The sequence below is a fragment of the Ligilactobacillus aviarius subsp. aviarius DSM 20655 genome, from assembly GCF_001436315.1.
Classification (GTDB): Bacteria; Bacillota; Bacilli; order Lactobacillales; family Lactobacillaceae; genus Ligilactobacillus; species Ligilactobacillus aviarius.
Genome location: NZ_AYZA01000016.1, coordinates 82,649 through 99,977, shown reverse-complemented (window position 1 = coordinate 99,977; position 17,329 = coordinate 82,649). Strand labels below are relative to the sequence as shown.

Below are 17,329 nucleotides of genomic sequence, written 5' to 3'. Positions count from 1 at the left end.
ACGAGTGTTTATCATGGTACTAATGATTATGAGTATTCCTTTCTTTTTTAAGTCATCAGTATCAGCGGCAACAATTCAGGTAAATGGTCTGAATGGGGATCAGGCAATCATTACGGATAGTAGCGGAAAGACGGTTTCGGATACTCAAGGGTTAAACGAGTATAACTACTATCAGGTGAAATATAATTGGTCGATTCCTGATTCAGTGATCATCAAATCGGGTGATACAGCTCAATTTACATTACCATCCAATATTCGCGTTCGCAGTACGGAAGCGTTTAATATTACGGACAGTCAAGGACAAGTTGTTGGACGTGCAACAATTAAAGCTGGTTCATCAACCGGAACGATTGCATTTACAAATGTTCCATCAACATTCCGGTATGATCGTCATGGAACATTAACATTTTATGGTCAAGGGAAAACAGTCCCTAAAACAAACGTTAATTCATGGATGATCAATAAAGGCGGCTGGGTTGATAATAAAACTTTAGATTCAAAAGGCAACCTAACTCAGTTATATTGGAACGTTGTGTTAAATCCTGCAGGGAAAAAGTTAACGGGAGTATCATTTACCGATAAGCCGCAAAAGGGGCAAACAATTATTTCGGATTCAGTTGAGGTTTATCAGGTTAATTCTTCAAACAAATTGGGGAAGAAATTATCGCCTAAAATTACGATGAACGCCGATGGGTCAATGACAATTGATCTTGGAGATATTAATACACCAATTTATATTGAATACAAGGTCAGTCTTAGTAAAAATGTTTCAAATTCAGCGACAACCGAATGGAAAAACGTTGGAATTATGAATTGGAACGGTGGCAGTTCTGCGCATACAACAGCGTTTGTTCGGCATGGCGGCTCTGGAACCGAAGTTGGTTATAACGGATCAGTTGAATTACATAAGGTTGATGCAATTACCAAAAAATCATTGGCTGGAGCAGTTTTTGATTTGGAAAGTCAATCAGGGAAAATATTACAATCGAATTTAACAACGGATTCAAACGGTAATCTGATCGTTAAGAACTTGAAAGACGGCAATTATCAATTTGTTGAGGTTAAAGCACCTCAAGGTTATCAGATTAATTCAAAACCAATTCAGTTTACAATTAATGACAGTTCGTCAAACGCTATTTCAGTAAAAGTTACAGCAGAAAATCAGCCGCTTAAGAGTTCGTCAAGTAAGATTTCAAGCAGCAGTAAGAAGAGTTCATCAAGCAAGAAATCAAGTTCAATCAAAGCTTCATCAAGCAGCAAGAAGAGCAGTTCATCATCAAAGAAGTCAAGCTCAAGTGTGACGGCTTCAAGCAGTAGCAAGAAAAGTTCAAGCGTTAAGAGCTCATCAAGCTTAAATAGCGTTTCAAGTAAACAAAGTTCAAGTATTAAAGGCTCGTCAAGTAAGGCTTTAAGGAGCAAACAAAGCTCCTCAAGCAATAGTCTGGTAATTTCGACAAGCTCGATCAAGAAGAACGGAAGTAAGAGCCATCGTGGGGTACCTGGATGGTCGAAGAATTCATCATCGAATTTAAGCCTTTCGCAAAAATCATCAGGACTGAGGAATTCAATTGAAACGTCATCTAAACAAAGTCATTTTTCAATACCAAGTGCTAAGCCAAGCATTGAAAGCAGTGAAGTTCCGGTTGAAGTAAGCAGTCAAAAAACGACCTTAGTATCAAGTACAATTGGCGTTCCAGTGCCTGAACAAGGTTCAAGTTCGCGATGGACAATGAGTTCCAAAGCAACGTTGGTATCAAAAACGGAAAATGTCCCAACGGTAAGTTCATCAATTGTGGTCGTAAGCAAGCCGAATGAAACCTCAAATAGTGAGAACGACGATCATGGCTTAAATTCGAGTTCAGCACCTAGTGGAACAGATGATCGATCATTCAAGCCGGCAATGGTTTCGACCGTGGTTAATAACGATAATTTGAATGAAAATAGAAGTGCTTTAAGTAGTCGATCAAACCAACCATCTTCTTCGAACGTGCCAGCTTTTCAAAAAGCAGCGGTTAAATCATCAAGTTCATCAGAGGTGAAAAAGAATGGGAAGATTTTACCTCAAACGGGAGAAGAAGAAGAGTTCATGGATGTGTTATCGATTGTTGGTCTAATTATGGTCGGCGGCGTAGTTGGAATTGAAATTAGTAAGCATCGACACAATTAGGAAAAATATCGCAGGTTGGCTGCGATATTTTTTATGCACAAAAACTGGGCATTTCGGGGCTTTTGCTATATGTTAGCTGACAATCGCCTTACTTTATGGATAGAGGGTTCAAGGTCCTCAAAATAAAAAGTAAGGAGAGATCATTATGGATTATGCAAAGAGACAATTAAAAGCGTTAGGTCGGATTTCAAAGAAGATCATGGATGCTGAAAACCACCTCACCAAGATTGAAGATGGGGTTGATGAAAAGAAGCATCGGACAGCGCAGCATGAAACGATCAAGGACATCAAATCGATTTTGAAACACGCAGTCAAAGTCGACAAGGACGAAATCAAGATCATGGTTCACGAAGATGAAGGGCATAAAGATTCAACTGAAAACCATTATGTTTACGTTGAAGACGAAGAAGGTGTGATCGGTCATCTTCGTGAAGAGTTTGCAGAACTGGATAAAAAGCTTGAAGAGTTGAAAGGGTCAGAAGGCTACGAAGTCAAAGCATTTTTAGCTGAAAAAGATTACCTTGAAAAGGCCAAGAAAATCCTTGTTGAAGCTCATAAGTTTGATCCGGACGACGAATAACAATAAAGCGGACGTTTTACGACGTCCGCTTTATTAGTCATTATTCAACTTTTTCTTGATCATAATTTGATTCTTTTTTTGCTCGAATTGAACTGCTCCATAATGAAATGGCAGTGAGGATACTTACAATGACGATCAACCAACTAAGAACGGTAAACGACATTGATTTAACAAGGGTTGCAGCAATGATAACGCCAATCACCCCACCGATAACAAATCCAAAGATCCCCCGCGTTGAGAAGCGATCGCTCTTAACGAAACTAAAGCTTGTGAACGGCATCAGTAATGCACATGAAAGCATCATGATTGGAAATGCTGCGATCGGTTTTAGCCCAAGCAAGTAGATCATTACCATACATGGAGCATACAGCCCAACGCCGGCAGCCATCAATCCGCCAAGAATGAAATTTCCGATTACCCCAATCACAAGGGCCCAACCATGTAATCCATCCGCATTATTTCCGACAGCCAAAATGTTGATCCATCCCATCTTATTTGCAACCATCAATAATGAGGTGATTACTAGGGCAACGGCCATAAACCGTTGAACGATCACGGAACTCATTTTGACAACCAGGAAACTGCCAATCGTTGCCCCAATTACCGCTGCAAGCACCATTGAGATCAAGGTCAATGGTTGAACCGGAACAGCTGTTACAAAAAAGAGGGCTTCAACAATTGTTGGAATTCCGTGAGCAATGTTCAATGTGCCGGGTAAATCCCGTTCATCTTTTAAATAATGGGTCATCTGAAACATCGTTGTTGTTGTGATGAAACTCCCAATTCCAAGCGTATCGCCAAAATCGGCAATTCCAGCGATCCCCATCCCTAAAAGATTATCCTTCAAATTAAACTGCTCATGATTTCGTTTGACCTGCCGAATGATGACCAAGGCCAGGTAAAGAATACATAAAATTAAAATTCCAATAATTATTTTTACCACGATTCGTTGCTCCTCAAAATATTTATGGTTTTAGTTTAGCACTCCGAAAATAGCTTGTGCGAATTATGACAAAAAATTCATTATTTTTAAATAAACGGTTTAACTCCCATATATAAAAGAATAATCGCAATCAATGGCTTCATTACTCGGGAAATAAAATTCCGGTTGCGCTGACCGATCAGCCGCATCATTAATGGCGCACATGCAGCTCCGAGGGCTGTTCCAAGGGCCATGAAAAGAACCGGATGCCAAGCAATGGTCATTGTATGCCAGTGAAGCCCTACTCCTAAAAGAGTCGTCCAAATTCGGATGTATGAAGACGTCGCAGCTGCTTGCGTAACCGGAGCATCAAGCAGCAGCATTCCGGCAACTAATGGACCGCCGCCCGACATTCCAGCTAATCCGACCATGACACCGCTAATGATGCTGGCAAATGGAGGAAAATATTTTGCAGTTAATTTTGAAGATTTCTTTTTACGAGAGTGTGAAATTGAGTTCCATAAAATTGTGGATGCCAGAATAATTAAAATAACACTAATGATCAGTTGATAAAGATCATGATTGGTAAATGGAACGATCAAACTTCCACCGATCGTTCCCAATAACGCCCACTTCAAAAGAAAATTTCCGCGACGATAATCAATCGTATGGGTTCGGTGGTTGATCAGGGTCCCAATGATCAAGGCAGGAAGCGTAACGACGAGCGCACTTGCGGCTGCCGTTTTGGCGCTGAGATGAAAAATTGTGATGAGACATCCAATGTAAAGCGCGGCTCCCATTCCAAGAAAGATTAAGATAAAGCCAATTAGAAAACCGCACAAAATAAGTAATCCAATATGCATGCGATTACCTCCTTGGTCTTTATTATAGGAGTAACTTAGATAAAAGTTTACTAATGTAGTCGAAATGAAACATTTGCAACCGAGTTTTAATCTATGAATTTTCGGTTAATTTTATGAACTTTTTATATTTGGATAATTAAAATCAAAAAAACCTTACTATCAACTGATAGTAAGGCCGAAACAAAATAAGCCTCGAATACGAAGGACGTATTCCAACTAATAGGATGGGAATTCGTATACCTGTGTAAAGCGAAATTGAGGTGGTTAGTCAAACTCCCAAATGACCAACCACTTCAAGCCTATGATTTTTCGAAAGGGGTTTCAAACAAAGATTCTTTGCAATCACGTTTAATCGGTTAATATCAGTGTTTTTAAGGAAAATTCAAAATTTTTCAAGTGTTTTTGTGAACGCTTTAAAGACAACGGAACTATATTAAAAGTTGAAGAGAGTTATTGGAAAACTAACGTAAGTTGCTCTTCAATAGCCCGCTTGAAAGGGGGCTTTGATGATAAATGATTATTCATCAAGGAAATCAACAGATTGGAGGAAACATGAATGAGTGAACAAGTTACAGGTGCAGAATTATTAATTGAAGCACTGAAGAAAAACGACTTAAAAAATGTTTATGGTGTTGTTGGAATTCCAGTAACTGATTTAGCACGGATGATGCAACGTAGCGGGATGCGGTATTTTGGCTTCCGGCGTGAAGATTCGGCGGTAAATGCAGCTGCGGCTTCTGGATTTTTAACGGGGAAACCGGGCTTAGCATTGACGGTTTCAGCTCCCGGATTTTTAAATGGATTGGTTGCATTAGGCGAAGCAACGAAGAATTGCTTCCCGGTAATTATGATTTCGGGCTCATCCGAACGTCACATCATTGATTTGAACCGTGGCGATTATGAAGGCTTGGATCAATATAACATCGCAAAGCCGTTCTGTAAGGCTGCATATCGGGTCGATCGTCCAGAAGATATGGGCTTAGCAGTTGCTCGGGCAATTCGATCAGCAGTTTCAGGCCGTCCTGGTGGGGTTTACCTTGATTTGCCAGCTGATACGATCGGGGCTTTGTTGGATGAAAACATTGATCCTGAAAGCACGTTGATCAAAGAAGACGATCCGGCACCGCAACAACGGCCTTCAGTTGAAGCCGTTGACAAGGCAGTTGAAGTTTTGAAGAATGCCAAGAAACCATTGATCATTCTTGGCAAGGGCGCTTCAATTGCCCATGCTGAAAATGAAGTCCGCGATTTCATTGAAACAACCAAGATCCCATACTTACCGATGTCAATGGCGAAGGGCTTATTGCCGGATGACCATGAATCATGTGTTGCTGCTGCTCGGTCGCTTTCATTTAGCGATGCTGATGCGATCATGTTGGTTGGTGCCCGGTTGAATTGGATGCTTTCACACGGTGAAAAGTTCAATTCGGATGCTAAATTGATTCAAATTGATGTTGATGCAAATGAAATTGACTCAAACAAGAAGATTGCTGCTCCGTTAGTCGGTGATATGAAGTCCGTCTTCAATGAATTAACACCCGCAGTTAAGAAAGCTGGAATCAAGGCTTCACAAGATTGGCTGGATGCATTGAAGGCGAAGAAAGACGAAAACTTTGCAAAAATGCAAAAGCGGTTAACAACGCCGCGGTCACCAATGGGATACTATGGTGCCCTTGCTCCAATTAAAGAGTTGATCAAGAAGAACCCCGATACTTACCTTGTAAGCGAAGGAGCGAATACCCTTGATATTGGGCGGAACGTCATCGACATCTTTAAACCGCGTCACCGGCTTGATACTGGTACCTGGGGTGTCATGGGTGTCGGCTTAGGATACGCCATTGGAACGGCTATTGAAACGGGCAAGAAAGTTGTTTGCGTTGAAGGCGATAGCGCATTTGGTTTTGATGGCATGGAAATTGAAACGATTTGCCGGTTGCATCTTCCAATTACGATCGTGGTCTTCAACAACGGCGGAATCTACAACGGTGCTGAAAAGGATCCCGCAGGCAGTGATCCGGCTCCAATCACGTTGGATGCCAAAGGGCGGTACGACAAATTGGCTGAAGCCTTTGGCGGGTTAGCATACAACGTAACGACCCCTGAAGAATTAGATAAAGCCTTGAATGAAGCATTTGATGCTGGCAAACCGGCAATTATCAATGCCGTTATTGATCCTGCTTTAGGAAAAGAATCAGGTCACATTGGCAATTTGAATCCAAAGTTAGGAATCAAACATTAAAAAGCGAAAAGAGGAATTAAAATGACTGAAGAAAAGAAAACATCAGAATACGCACCATTAAAAGGAATTAAAGTTGTTGACTGGACTCAGGTTCAATCAGGCCCATCATGTACGCAATTATTAGCCTGGTTAGGGGCTGATGTTATTAAGATCGAACGGCCAGATATCGGTGGGGATCCAACCCGGAACCAATTATTGGATATTAAGGATTCATGGGGAATGTACTTCTTGCAATTAAATGCTAACAAGAAATCATTGACCTTGAATATTAAAACCGATGAAGGTCACAAGATCATGGAAGACCTTTTGAAGAAGGCCGATGTCTTCATCGAAAACGTTAAACCAGGGGCTGCTGAAAGAGCTGGTTTCGGTTGGGATGACGTTCACAAGATGAATCCGCGGTTGATTATGGCTTCATTAAAGGGATTCAATCAAGGATCACGGTTTGAAAACGTTAAGGCTTACGAACCGGTTGCTCAATCAGCCGGTGGGGCTGCTTCAACAACTGGATGGAACGAAGGCGACTTTAATGTGCCAACGCAGTCAGCCGGAGCTTTGGGTGATACCAACTCAGGAATGCACATTACGATTGGGATTTTAGCCGCATTGTTCCAACGTGAACACACTGGCGAAGGCGTTTATGTATACCAATCAATGCAAAACGCCGTTATGGATCTTTGCCGAATCAAGTTGCGTGACCAAGTCATGCTTGATAATTTAGGAGCATTGCCGCACTACGCTGTTTACCCAGACTTCAAGTGGGGCAAAGCTATTCCACGTGCTGAAAACACAGAAGGTGGCGAAGTTATCGGCTGGACGTACAAGGCTAAAGGTTGGGAAACTGATCCAAACGCTTACGTTTACATTGTTATCCAAAACTCAAACAAGAGTTGGGAAGCAATTGCCAACACAATGGGTCACCCAGAATGGATCAAGGATGAACGCTTCAAGGATTGGCAACACCGTCAATTACACAAGAAGGAAATTTATCCATTGATCGAATCATACACAAAGCAATACGACAAGTATGAATTAACTGAAAAGTTAGGTGCAGCCGGCATTCCAGTTGGTCCAATTCTTGACTGGTATGAATTGGAAAATGATCCTGAATTGAACGAAGACGGAACGATCGTTACGATCGACCAAGGTGGTAACCGCGGCAAGTTCAAGACATTGGGAATGCCATTCACGATGTCAAACTACAAGCCAGATTACAAGCGCGCCCCTGATTTGGGTGAAAACAACAACGAAATCTTAAGTGACTTAGGTTACACTGAAGATCAAATCAAAGGTCTTGAAAAAGACGGAACAATCATCCCTGCTCAAAAGCCAAAGAACCCACGGCGTGAAGTTATTAAGGGCAAATAAAAGTTGAATAAAGAAATCCCTGTTTGGCGGAAACGCTGAGCAGAGATTTTTTTATATGCAAGTAAATTAGTTTTGCTTCTTTTCAGTATCAACAATTTAGCTAAAAGGGAGTATAATTTAACAGGTACTATTAAGGATAGAGCGGAGTATTTTGCAATGGAGAAAAGGCTGAAAAAAAGCAGGTATATCACTGGGTTTGACGGAATCCGAACCTTGGCAGTTGTTGCGGTTATTCTGTATCACATTTTACCTGGAAGTATGAAGGGCGGCTTTTTAGGGGTGCCCATCTTCTTTGTATTATCAGGATACCTGATCACCGACCTGCTTCTTCAAGAATGGGAACAGTCCGATAGCATCAGTATCAAGGATTTTTATAGTCGGCGGATCCACCGGTTATATCCCGGCTTGGTAACGATGGTTTTAGGAACGACCGCTTATATTACCCTGTTCCAACGATCATTGTTAAAGGGGATCAAAACGACGATTCTTGCTAATTTAACATATGTTTATAACTGGGTTGAAATTGCGCATCATCAGTCATACTTTAATAATTTTGGCGCACAGTCGCCATGGACGCACTTATGGTCGTTATCAATTGAAGGTCAGTTCTATTTGATTTGGCCGGTTGTTTTAGTACTGTTTTTACGGCTTTTACATAATAAAAAGAACTATTTGAAGATTGGTCTCGGCGTTTTTGGCGTTGCCATTCTTTCAGCAGTTTTAATGGGAGCTTTATATCATCCAGGAAATGATCCTTCGCGGGTATATTATGGAACCGATACGCGGATGTTTTCGATTTTGATGGGCGTTGGCCTGGCATGTATTTGGCCAAGTACCCGGTTGAAGAAGAATCTTGATAAGTCGCACCGCGTTACCCTTGATGTCTTAGGCGTAATTGCTTTAATTGCGGTCATTGTTATGTTCTTCATGATGAATGGCGAAGGAACGTTTGTTTATCGCGGCGGAATGTTCCTCTTCTCGATCGTTTCAATGATTTTGGTTGGAATCGTTGCGCACCCGGGAGCCGATTTAAACCGCGTATTGACGAATAAAGTCTTTACCTGGCTTGGAAAGCGCAGTTATGGGATCTACATTTACCAATATCCCGTAATGGTCTTTTATGAAGCGAAGGTCAAAGTCGGCAGTCATCCATTGCTGAATGCGCTGATTGAAATTGCAATTATTTTAGTGATCAGTGATTTGTCTTACCGGTTAATTGAAGTTCCATTGCGGCGGTTCAACTTTAAGAAGACGTTTACAGTACTCAAGCAGAGTTTAGGATTTAAGAAAAAACAATTATGGAATGACTTAGGAGTTGTAGCTGGAGCGATGATTTTGGGCATTGCGTTTTACGGAACATTTTTCTGTAAACCGGAAACGAACGGAGTTTTCCAAAAGGATCGGTCTGAACTGCAACATCAAATCGCGGCCAACCAAAAGAAGGTTGCGGACCGGAATAAGCATATTAAATATACCAGTGAACAAAAGCCAACGAAGGCCTCCAACAAGGATGTTTTAGTGAAAAATGGCAATGTAACGGATAAGGGCAAGGCATTTGCAAGCAACCTTCAAATCAGCGGGGTTGGTGATTCAGTCATGGCGGATGCGTCAGCAACGTTGCAGGGCGAATTTCCGAAAATGATTATCAATGCGCAGGTTGGCCGTCAGGCAAGTGCAGCGCCAGCAGTTTTGAAACAGATGGATGCTAACCACCAATTGGCGAATACCGTTTTGATCAGCTTAGGGACTAACGGAACGATTTCCCAGGATACTTTAAATCAAATTATGAGCATCTTAGGGCCGCAACGAACGGTCTTCTGGTTAAATGTCCACGTCCCAACGAAACCGTGGCAAAATGACGTTAATAACACGTTAAATCAAGCTCAGAAGCGATATCATAATTTGCATGTCATTGATTGGTACAGTTATTCGAATAACCATCCAGACTGGTTCTATGCAGATAACGTTCACCCGAATGAATACGGACTGAAATTTTATGGTGACTTTGTTTTGAAGAGTATTTTGAAATATTATGATCATTAGAAAAAAGACAGATTGCATTGAATATGCAATCTGCCTTTTTTAATTTAGATTCTAAAGGATATGAGCAATCAACGGTAATGCCCAAATCCAGAAGATACATGAAACGGCAAACCCGACCGTTGAAATTGCAACGGAACTTGCCCCTTCCTTAACGTAAATATTGTACCGGCTTGAAATAATGATTCCAGAAAAGGCCGGTGGTAATCCAACTGCTAAACAAAGCATTGAAATTTGATTTGGATCTGATCCCATTCCGCATAAGTATGCGGCAGCAACGATAATTGCGGGGGTCAAGAAAAGCCGGAAGAATGTATTCCAGAGGGCTTCCTTATCAATTGAGAATTTAACGGTCGATAATGCTAACCCGGCTGCAAGCACCGCAACACCAGAGTTGGCTTTAGCAATCAAATCAAATGTTGGGGCCCATGAATTTGGAATATGAATCCCGATCAATACTAAAATAACCGCAATCAATGGCGCAGCTGCAACGGGCTGCTTGATCGCATTGATGACTGAATCCCATACTGAAGGGGTTTTATCCTTTTCTTCCAGTTTGGTGTATTCATATTCTGCCCGAATCAAGTCGATTTCACGTTTGGCGCCTTTTTCGCGTAATGCTTTTGCTTCAGCATCGGTAATTGGAACTTCATCAGGAATGGATTTAACATCAACATCACGTGCTAATTCAGGCTTTTTGATTTTATCTGGTTGATCGAGTTGAGTAGTTGTATTTTTCGATTTTGACTTTGCAACTTTCGCCCGAATCTTAGCCTGGCCGTGATTGATCAGTGCTAGTCCAATTGGAATCGTAATGGCATTGACGACGATCGAAACGATCCCAATGATCAGGTTTGTTGAAACGTTATTTCCGTAAATTGGATCAAGGACAGCAAACCCGAGGAATCCAATCGTCGGGGATCCCGCAATCAGCGCGCAGACAGCTGCTTCTTGCGTTGTCCGGTGAAACATTACCTTGTCGAGGTAATAACTTAACATAAATAATCCTGTAACTCCGACAATCGAGATCAAAGTTAAGACAATATCTTTAGCAAAAATTTTGCGGGTTGCTTTAACAATTGAAATAAATAAAGCTGCAGGAAGAGCAATATTAAGAACTAATTTATTTAATCCCTGCCGCTGGTCATCATCAAAAACATGGAATTTTCCGCAAACGTAACCAAGAATCATGATAATCAGGATCGGGATAATATCGTTCTTGATAATTGTGAACATATTATCGCTCCCTTCGGATATCAAAGGTGGATGATCGATCATTCCACCTTAGTTAAACGTCTCTGCAACATCAATCAAGATGATCATGATAACAGGCCTTTATTATCAATGAGATAAACGCTTTCATTTAGAGCTCCTATAACTAGCGTACATCGTCTGCCTAATAATTCCATTATATTGACCGGTTAGAAAGCAAATATCGCGTCAAGAATATGGGTATTTAATTATATGAATAAAAAAAGGAAGGTGTGACAAAACGTTAAAAACGAACGTGGTGGAAGCAGAAAAGCGAACGAATCGCGCAGCGTAGATTCGGAGGTTTTCGAACTTCCAAGTAGCCCGTTTGTTTTGGAGTCCGATTATGCGGATATAACAAAGAAGCTGCGACTTATGTCACAGCCTCTCTCCACTATTCTTTTCTTAATTGCGGATCATCTTCAATTTTAGCTTTGTTAAGCAGCAACGATGAACCGACGACCGTGACTGATGAAAAGGCCATTGCCAGGCCGGCTAACTCGGGACTAAGTTCAAGGCCCAAGTGAGCAAACATTCCGGCAGCAATTGGGATTCCAATCACGTTGTAGATTAATGCCCAAAATAGATTAAGTTTGATTCGGTTAAATGTTTTTCTTGAAATATCAAGGGCGCAAACAACTTCGCGCAGATCATTTTGAACAAGTACGATCTCACCGGACTCAATTGCGATATCCGTACCGGAACCCATTGCGATTCCAATATCAGCAGTTGAAAGGGCGGGTGCATCGTTGACGCCGTCACCAATGAAAGCGACCTTTCCCGATGTTGATTGTTGAATCTTTTTGATCTGTTCGGCTTTTTCACCCGGAAGGACTTCGGCAATCACCTGGTCGATGCCGACTTGGTCAGCAATTGCCTGGGCAACGTTTCGGTTATCACCCGTTAACATAACGGTTTTTAGCCCTCGCGCTTTTAACTTCGCAATCGCTTCAGCCGATGTCGGTTTCGGGGTATCCTGAATTGCAATGAGGCCGATTACCAGGTCGGCGATTCCAACTAAAACGACGGTTTTGGCTTCATCTTGAAGAGCAATCATTTGCTTTTGCAACTCGGCAGAAAGCTGACAGTCAGTTACCAGTTTGGCGTTTCCAATAAAGGCAGGTTGGCCGTTAACCAAGGCTTGAACTCCTTTTCCCCGCAGATCCTTAAAGTTTTGAGCGGAAGGAAATTTGATTTGGCTTTCTTTCACCTTGGTCATGATTGCGTGGGCAAGCGGATGCTCAGAATTTTCTTCCAAACTCCCGGCAATTGGAAGCACCTGCTGCGGATCACCAATAAGATCGGTGACGATCGGTTTTCCGTTGGTAATGGTTCCGGTTTTATCAAAGACGATGGTTTGAAGGCCATTGGCTTCCTCCAACGCTTCACCATTTTTGATCAGGATCCCCATCTTTGCTGCCCGGGCAGTTCCTACCATTAGTGCAGTTGGGGTAGCAAGGCCAAGCGCACATGGACACGCAATTACAACGACCGAAACGGCAAACAGCATTGCCTGAACAGCCGTTGCATGGAAGAAGACGAACCAAACGGTAAACGTGATGATGGCGATGATCAAAACAGCTGGAACAAAGATTCCCGCGATCTTATCAGTTAAATTTTGAATCGGTGCGTGACTGGTTTGAGCCTTTTTAACCATCTCAACGATTTGAGAAAGCATCGTATCTTTTCCGACCTTAGTTGCTTTGAACAAAATTGAACCGTTGTTATTGATCGTTGAACCCACAACCGGATCGCCGACCGTTTTTTCAACGGGCATGCTTTCGCCGGTGATCATTGATTCATCAACGGTCGTTGAGCCTTTTGTAATGACACCGTCAACGGCGATTTTTTGTCCAGGACGAACGCGAATGGTGTCGCCAACTTTGACCTGATCAAGCGGAACATCAACATACTTTCCATCTTTTAAAACCTCAGCCTTTTTAACCTGAAGTTCCAATAATTTGCCTAGGGCGTTTGAAGCATTATTATGCATGCGTTCTTCCATTGCATCACCAAGCAGAACAAAAATCGTAACGTACGCGGCACTTTCAAAGTAGACATCGCGCCCCGTGAAAAGGGCAAAGATCGAATAAAAGTACGCAACGGTCGTTCCGACAGCGACAAGGGTATTCATATTGGAGTTATGGTGCTTAAAAGCGGCCCATGCGCTTTTCCAATATGGAATGGCCGCAATCAGCATAATGATTGTTGTCGTCCCAAATGCAATCCAGCGGTAACCCGGCATTTGCCAATGAAACGGCATTGCCAGCATTTGGATCAGCATTGGGACTGCTAAAATGAAGGAGATCCAAAACCGTTGCAGATTTGAAAGCTTCATTACTTAATAACAACCTTTCCGTGGAACATATTCATTCCGCATGCATAGTTGAATTCGCCTTTTTGATCCGTATTGATTGCAACTTCAACGTCTTGGTTCAAAGGAAGGTCGGTGTTGAATTGCATTTCATCAGATTGAACGCGGGCAAGGCAAGCTGAATCGTTTGAACGGTTAAAAATGATTTTAGCTGGAGTGCCTTGTTTGAATTCAACGACTTCCGGTTCATAACCATTGGCAACGTTGACTTTAATAACTTGGTTGCCATCCTTCATTGTTGCTTGATTTTTCTTGTGAAATAAGTCTTTTAATCCCATGATGATTTTCCTTTCCTTACTTAATGATGATCTTGCCATGGAACATGTCCATGCCGCAGGCGTAGTCAATTTCGCCTTTTTGATCGGTTGGAATTTCGATTGTTGTAATTTTTTGTTTTGTTAAATCCTTATCAACCCCCAGTTTTTCAAAAACAACGTGGGCTAAACAAGCGGTTGAATCTTGCATGTCAAAGTTAACCTTGGCAGGCACTCCCTGTTTCAGAATGAGGGTACTTGGTGAATAACCGCCTTTTACAACAATCGTAGCATGCTGTTCATTATTCTGAATAGTTGAATTGCCAGCTTGTTCATGATGATTGCCGAAAAACCAGTAACAAATGAAACTAATCAATGCGACGGCGAGACCAAAAACGATTGCGTTAATCATCTTAAGTCAGTCCTTTCTTTATGATTTCAAATTCATTATAGCGTTGTCGTTTACAAATGTAAACAAATATCGTGATTCCGCCTGTCAACTGACTATAATAGAAAATGGAAGGTGAGATAAATGGAGTTATTAAATCAAATTGCAATTGGATGGATCGTGATTGGAATTTTATCAGCGGTCATCATTTTGATTGATGTAATTCGTCATCCGCAAGCAATGAAGATTATGGATGCGGTTTGGCCAATTAATGCGTTGTGGGGTGGGCCGTTAATTTTGTGGGCCTATTTTACTCTCGGAAAACATCGCAAAATGAAGATGTCAATGCCGATGAAATCGATGAAGATGAAGATGGATGCATCAATGAAAATGCCAATGGATGATCACAAATATGATAAGTTTTGGCAAGGAATCGTGGTGGACGCGCTTCACTGTGGTGCCGGATGCAGTTTATCAGATTTAGTTGGTTCATGGATTTTTTATTATTTATTAAGTTTTAGCATTTTGAACCAAAAGTTATTTGGCGAATGGCTCTTTGATTATGTTTTAGCATTGATTATCGGCGTTTTATTCCAATATGCAGCAATTGCACCAATGATGGATGGTTCAGTTGGCTATAAACTGTTTCAAGCATTTAAGATCGATTTCTGGTCACTCACAGCCTGGCAAGTCGGCATGTACGGCTGGTCAGCAATTATCAACTTTGGCTTGCATTTACATTTCACACCGGTAATGCCTGCATTTTGGTTAATGATGGCAATTGGAATGGCATGCGGGTTTGTAACGGCATACCCGATGAATTGGTTGTTGGTGAAATTGGGAATTAAGAAGGGAATGTAAATCAAAAAAGATTGCAACACAAACGTTGCAATCTTTTTTACTTATTCACTTTTACCAAATCTGAACCCGTTTATCCGGTTCAAGCCACATCCCATCACCTTGATAAATATCAAATGTCTGGTAGAAATCATCAAAGTTTTGCGGTTGCACATTTCCGCGCAGCATTTCAGGAGCGTGCACGTCAGTTGCAAGGAGCATCTTTTCGTATGCCGGGCTGGCTTTCATCCGCCAAATGGTTGCCCAGTTAGTGAAGAATTCTTGTAAGTCGGCGTCAGCACTTTGTTTAAGGGCTTCAAGCGCACAACTCATTCCGCCGTTATCCGCGATGTTTTCTGAAACGACAAGCTTACCGTTCACGGTTCCGCCGGCGAATGGAATTCCGTCAAATTCATTGATCATTTCCCGGGTTAACTTTTCAAAGTGGGCGAAATCTTCCTTAGTCCACCAGTTGGTCATATTGCCGTATTCGTCAAAATGAGCACCGTTATTATCAAACGCGTGTGAAATTTCATGGCCCATTACACACCCGATTCCGCCAAAGTTTTTGCTGTGGGATTGATGCAGGTCATAAAACGGCTTTTCTAAGATTGCTGCTGGGAATGTAATGTCATTCCGTGACGGATCGTAGCACGCATTAACAAGTTGTGATGGCATGTCCCACTCAGTTCGGTCAACCGGGCGATGGTAACTTTCAAAATTATCAGCAATCTTGATCCGTTCAACATTAAGATAATTACCCAGTAATGTTCCGCCGTCTTCGGCTGGAATAATTTTCATTTTGGCATACACCGGTTTAATTTTTTCAGGGAATCCAACCTTAATGGCGATGTGGTCAAGTTTCGTGATCGCCTTTGCCCGGGTTTGGTCACCGAGCCAGTCATTTTTTTCAAGCCGGTGCTTATAAATTTGAATCATTTGTTGGATCATCTTAGTTGCATCAGCCTTGGCGTCTTCGCCAAAATACTTCTTGCCGTAGAAGTCGCCAATCACATATTTAAATGTTTCATCAACGATTTGATATGCAAATTTCCGTTGAGAAACTGGCTTTTGCGTTCCGGAAAGTTTTTGATGGAATTGGTCGGCGGTTTGCCGCAAATCATCTGTCAGTAACTTAGCAAGCGAGTTCACGGTCTTCGTTAAGATCCAGCTCTTGAGGTTCTTGAAGGTCGTGTCGTTTACAATTTGATCAAAGTGTTCAAAGAACTGCGGTTGGGTAACGATCACCTTTTCCGGATGATCATCAATCAGTTCTGAAATTGTGGATGCGAAATCAAAGCTTTGACTGTATTGTTGGATTTCTTTCAGTGTCCGCGGATTATACTGTTTTGGATAATCGGCGAGTTCATCAGCTGGAAGAACATGCGGTACAAGCAGTTTATCAAAGACAAGCGCTTGGTTGACAATATCCGCAGCCTGTTCTTGATTATAACCGAGGGCTTGCAACAATTGGCTTGTCATGGTTGCCCAAGTGTGCAGTAATTCATCGCTTTCAGGTTTAGTGTAATAGGTTTTATCCGGCAAAATCAGCTCCGGAGCATACATGAAAACGGCATTTTGCGCTGTATTTTTCCAATCTGGTTCAACGTCGATCGTCAATGGAAGCGGAAATCCATTTTTGACCCAGTCAGTCAATTGATGACTTAAATCGGTAAGAAGCGAGAGTTTCTGAATTGGTTTGATGACTTCCAATAACGACGTAACGCCTTCTTGTTCCCGTTGTTTAAAATCAAGGGCAAGTTGGTGCATTTTCATTGCTTCAGCAAACATTGGGTTGGGAGCCGAAAGCTTTCCTTGATGGTAACGGTCAAAGTCATTCATTAATTTTTGGTGAACGGCTTCGTCCATGTCTTGAAAACTGCCGGCTGCGGGTTTGTCAACTGGAATTTGAGCTTTTTGAAGCCAATCATAATTAACGTGCATATAGAGGTTATCCTTGATCGATGCTTGTTTCCCCTTTGTGACCGGAGCACCGCCAAGAACAAATTGAACATTTCCCATATTAAAAACTCCTTTCAAGTCGCA

The 17,329-nt window shown here is 41.9% G+C and carries 13 protein-coding genes; 6 read left to right on the top strand and 7 right to left on the bottom strand.

From position 1 onward, the window contains the following. The first annotated feature begins 13 nt into the window (after positions 1–13). Both FC33_RS03005 and FC33_RS03000 read left to right on the top strand, forming a co-directional pair. Entirely contained in the window at positions 14–2,167 is a 2,154-nt protein-coding gene (locus FC33_RS03005; protein ID WP_162257614.1) for a SpaA isopeptide-forming pilin-related protein, read from the top strand. Positions 2,168–2,309: 142 nt separating this feature from the next. Then, the gene (locus tag FC33_RS03000; protein ID WP_057827139.1) at positions 2,310–2,747 is read left to right on the top strand and encodes a hypothetical protein; all 438 of its coding nucleotides are present in this window, start codon (positions 2,310–2,312) and stop codon (positions 2,745–2,747) included. Positions 2,748–2,787: 40 nt separating this feature from the next. Here FC33_RS03000 and FC33_RS02995 read toward each other — a convergent pair whose 3' ends face one another. Both FC33_RS02995 and FC33_RS02990 read right to left on the bottom strand, forming a co-directional pair. Then, the gene (locus tag FC33_RS02995; protein WP_146993448.1) at positions 2,788–3,690 is read right to left on the bottom strand and encodes a sulfite exporter TauE/SafE family protein; all 903 of its coding nucleotides are present in this window, start codon (positions 3,688–3,690) and stop codon (positions 2,788–2,790) included. 86 nt (positions 3,691–3,776) lie between these two features. Beyond that, positions 3,777–4,532, bottom strand: a complete 756-nt coding sequence (locus FC33_RS02990) for a sulfite exporter TauE/SafE family protein (RefSeq protein WP_057827137.1) — start codon at positions 4,530–4,532, stop codon at positions 3,777–3,779. A gap of 556 nt (positions 4,533–5,088) precedes the next feature. On the opposite strand from FC33_RS02990, the gene oxc reads away from it, so the two are divergent. The 3 genes from oxc to FC33_RS02975 all read left to right on the top strand — a co-directional run bounded on the left by oxc (position 5,089) and on the right by FC33_RS02975 (position 10,182). Further along, positions 5,089–6,771, top strand: a complete 1,683-nt coding sequence (gene oxc, locus FC33_RS02985; RefSeq protein ID WP_057827136.1) for an oxalyl-CoA decarboxylase — start codon at positions 5,089–5,091, stop codon at positions 6,769–6,771. A gap of 21 nt (positions 6,772–6,792) precedes the next feature. After that, complete coding sequence (gene frc / locus FC33_RS02980) at positions 6,793–8,139, top strand: formyl-CoA transferase (protein ID WP_057827135.1); 1,347 nt, start codon at positions 6,793–6,795, stop codon at positions 8,137–8,139. 156 nt (positions 8,140–8,295) lie between these two features. Beyond that, positions 8,296–10,182, top strand: coding sequence for an acyltransferase family protein (locus FC33_RS02975; RefSeq protein ID WP_057827134.1), 1,887 nt, complete (start codon positions 8,296–8,298; stop codon positions 10,180–10,182). 51 nt (positions 10,183–10,233) lie between these two features. On the opposite strand, the gene FC33_RS02970 is transcribed toward FC33_RS02975, so the two are convergent. The 4 genes from FC33_RS02970 to FC33_RS02955 form a co-directional block, all read right to left on the bottom strand. After that, positions 10,234–11,415, bottom strand: a complete 1,182-nt coding sequence (locus tag FC33_RS02970) for an AEC family transporter (protein ID WP_057827133.1) — start codon at positions 11,413–11,415, stop codon at positions 10,234–10,236. A gap of 409 nt (positions 11,416–11,824) precedes the next feature. Further along, positions 11,825–13,768 carry a copper-translocating P-type ATPase gene (locus tag FC33_RS02965; protein ID WP_057827132.1) on the bottom strand — a complete coding sequence of 648 codons (1,944 nt, stop codon included), beginning with the start codon at positions 13,766–13,768 and terminating at the stop codon, positions 11,825–11,827. Next, positions 13,768–14,082: a cupredoxin domain-containing protein gene (locus FC33_RS02960; protein WP_180752386.1), complete on the bottom strand. Its 315-nt coding sequence runs from the start codon at positions 14,080–14,082 to the stop codon at positions 13,768–13,770. Before FC33_RS02960 ends, FC33_RS02965 begins: the two co-directional genes overlap by 1 nt. A gap of 16 nt (positions 14,083–14,098) precedes the next feature. Further along, on the bottom strand, positions 14,099–14,470 hold the full coding sequence (locus FC33_RS02955; protein ID WP_057827131.1) for a cupredoxin domain-containing protein: 372 nt from the start codon (positions 14,468–14,470) through the stop codon (positions 14,099–14,101). A 120-nt stretch (positions 14,471–14,590) separates the two neighbouring features. On the opposite strand from FC33_RS02955, the gene FC33_RS02950 reads away from it, so the two are divergent. After that, positions 14,591–15,307: a DUF4396 domain-containing protein gene (locus tag FC33_RS02950; protein WP_057827130.1), complete on the top strand. Its 717-nt coding sequence runs from the start codon at positions 14,591–14,593 to the stop codon at positions 15,305–15,307. Positions 15,308–15,358: 51 nt separating this feature from the next. On the opposite strand, the gene FC33_RS02945 is transcribed toward FC33_RS02950, so the two are convergent. Then, positions 15,359–17,305, bottom strand: coding sequence for a M13 family metallopeptidase (locus FC33_RS02945; protein WP_057827129.1), 1,947 nt, complete (start codon positions 17,303–17,305; stop codon positions 15,359–15,361). Positions 17,306–17,329 lie beyond the last annotated feature (24 nt).

Coding starts and splice junctions, on each gene's coding strand:
- FC33_RS02945 (WP_057827129.1), bottom strand. CDS start 17,305: ATGGGAAATGTTCAATTTGTTCTTGGCGGTGCTCCGGTCACAAAGGGG.
- oxc (WP_057827136.1), top strand. CDS start 5,089: ATGAGTGAACAAGTTACAGGTGCAGAATTATTAATTGAAGCACTGAAG.
- FC33_RS02975 (WP_057827134.1), top strand. CDS start 8,296: ATGGAGAAAAGGCTGAAAAAAAGCAGGTATATCACTGGGTTTGACGGA.
- frc (WP_057827135.1), top strand. CDS start 6,793: ATGACTGAAGAAAAGAAAACATCAGAATACGCACCATTAAAAGGAATT.
- FC33_RS02965 (WP_057827132.1), bottom strand. CDS start 13,768: ATGAAGCTTTCAAATCTGCAACGGTTTTGGATCTCCTTCATTTTAGCA.
- FC33_RS02960 (WP_180752386.1), bottom strand. CDS start 14,082: ATGGGATTAAAAGACTTATTTCACAAGAAAAATCAAGCAACAATGAAG.
- FC33_RS02950 (WP_057827130.1), top strand. CDS start 14,591: ATGGAGTTATTAAATCAAATTGCAATTGGATGGATCGTGATTGGAATT.
- FC33_RS02955 (WP_057827131.1), bottom strand. CDS start 14,470: ATGATTAACGCAATCGTTTTTGGTCTCGCCGTCGCATTGATTAGTTTC.
- FC33_RS03005 (WP_162257614.1), top strand. CDS start 14: ATGGTACTAATGATTATGAGTATTCCTTTCTTTTTTAAGTCATCAGTA.
- FC33_RS02990 (WP_057827137.1), bottom strand. CDS start 4,532: ATGCATATTGGATTACTTATTTTGTGCGGTTTTCTAATTGGCTTTATC.
- FC33_RS02970 (WP_057827133.1), bottom strand. CDS start 11,415: ATGTTCACAATTATCAAGAACGATATTATCCCGATCCTGATTATCATG.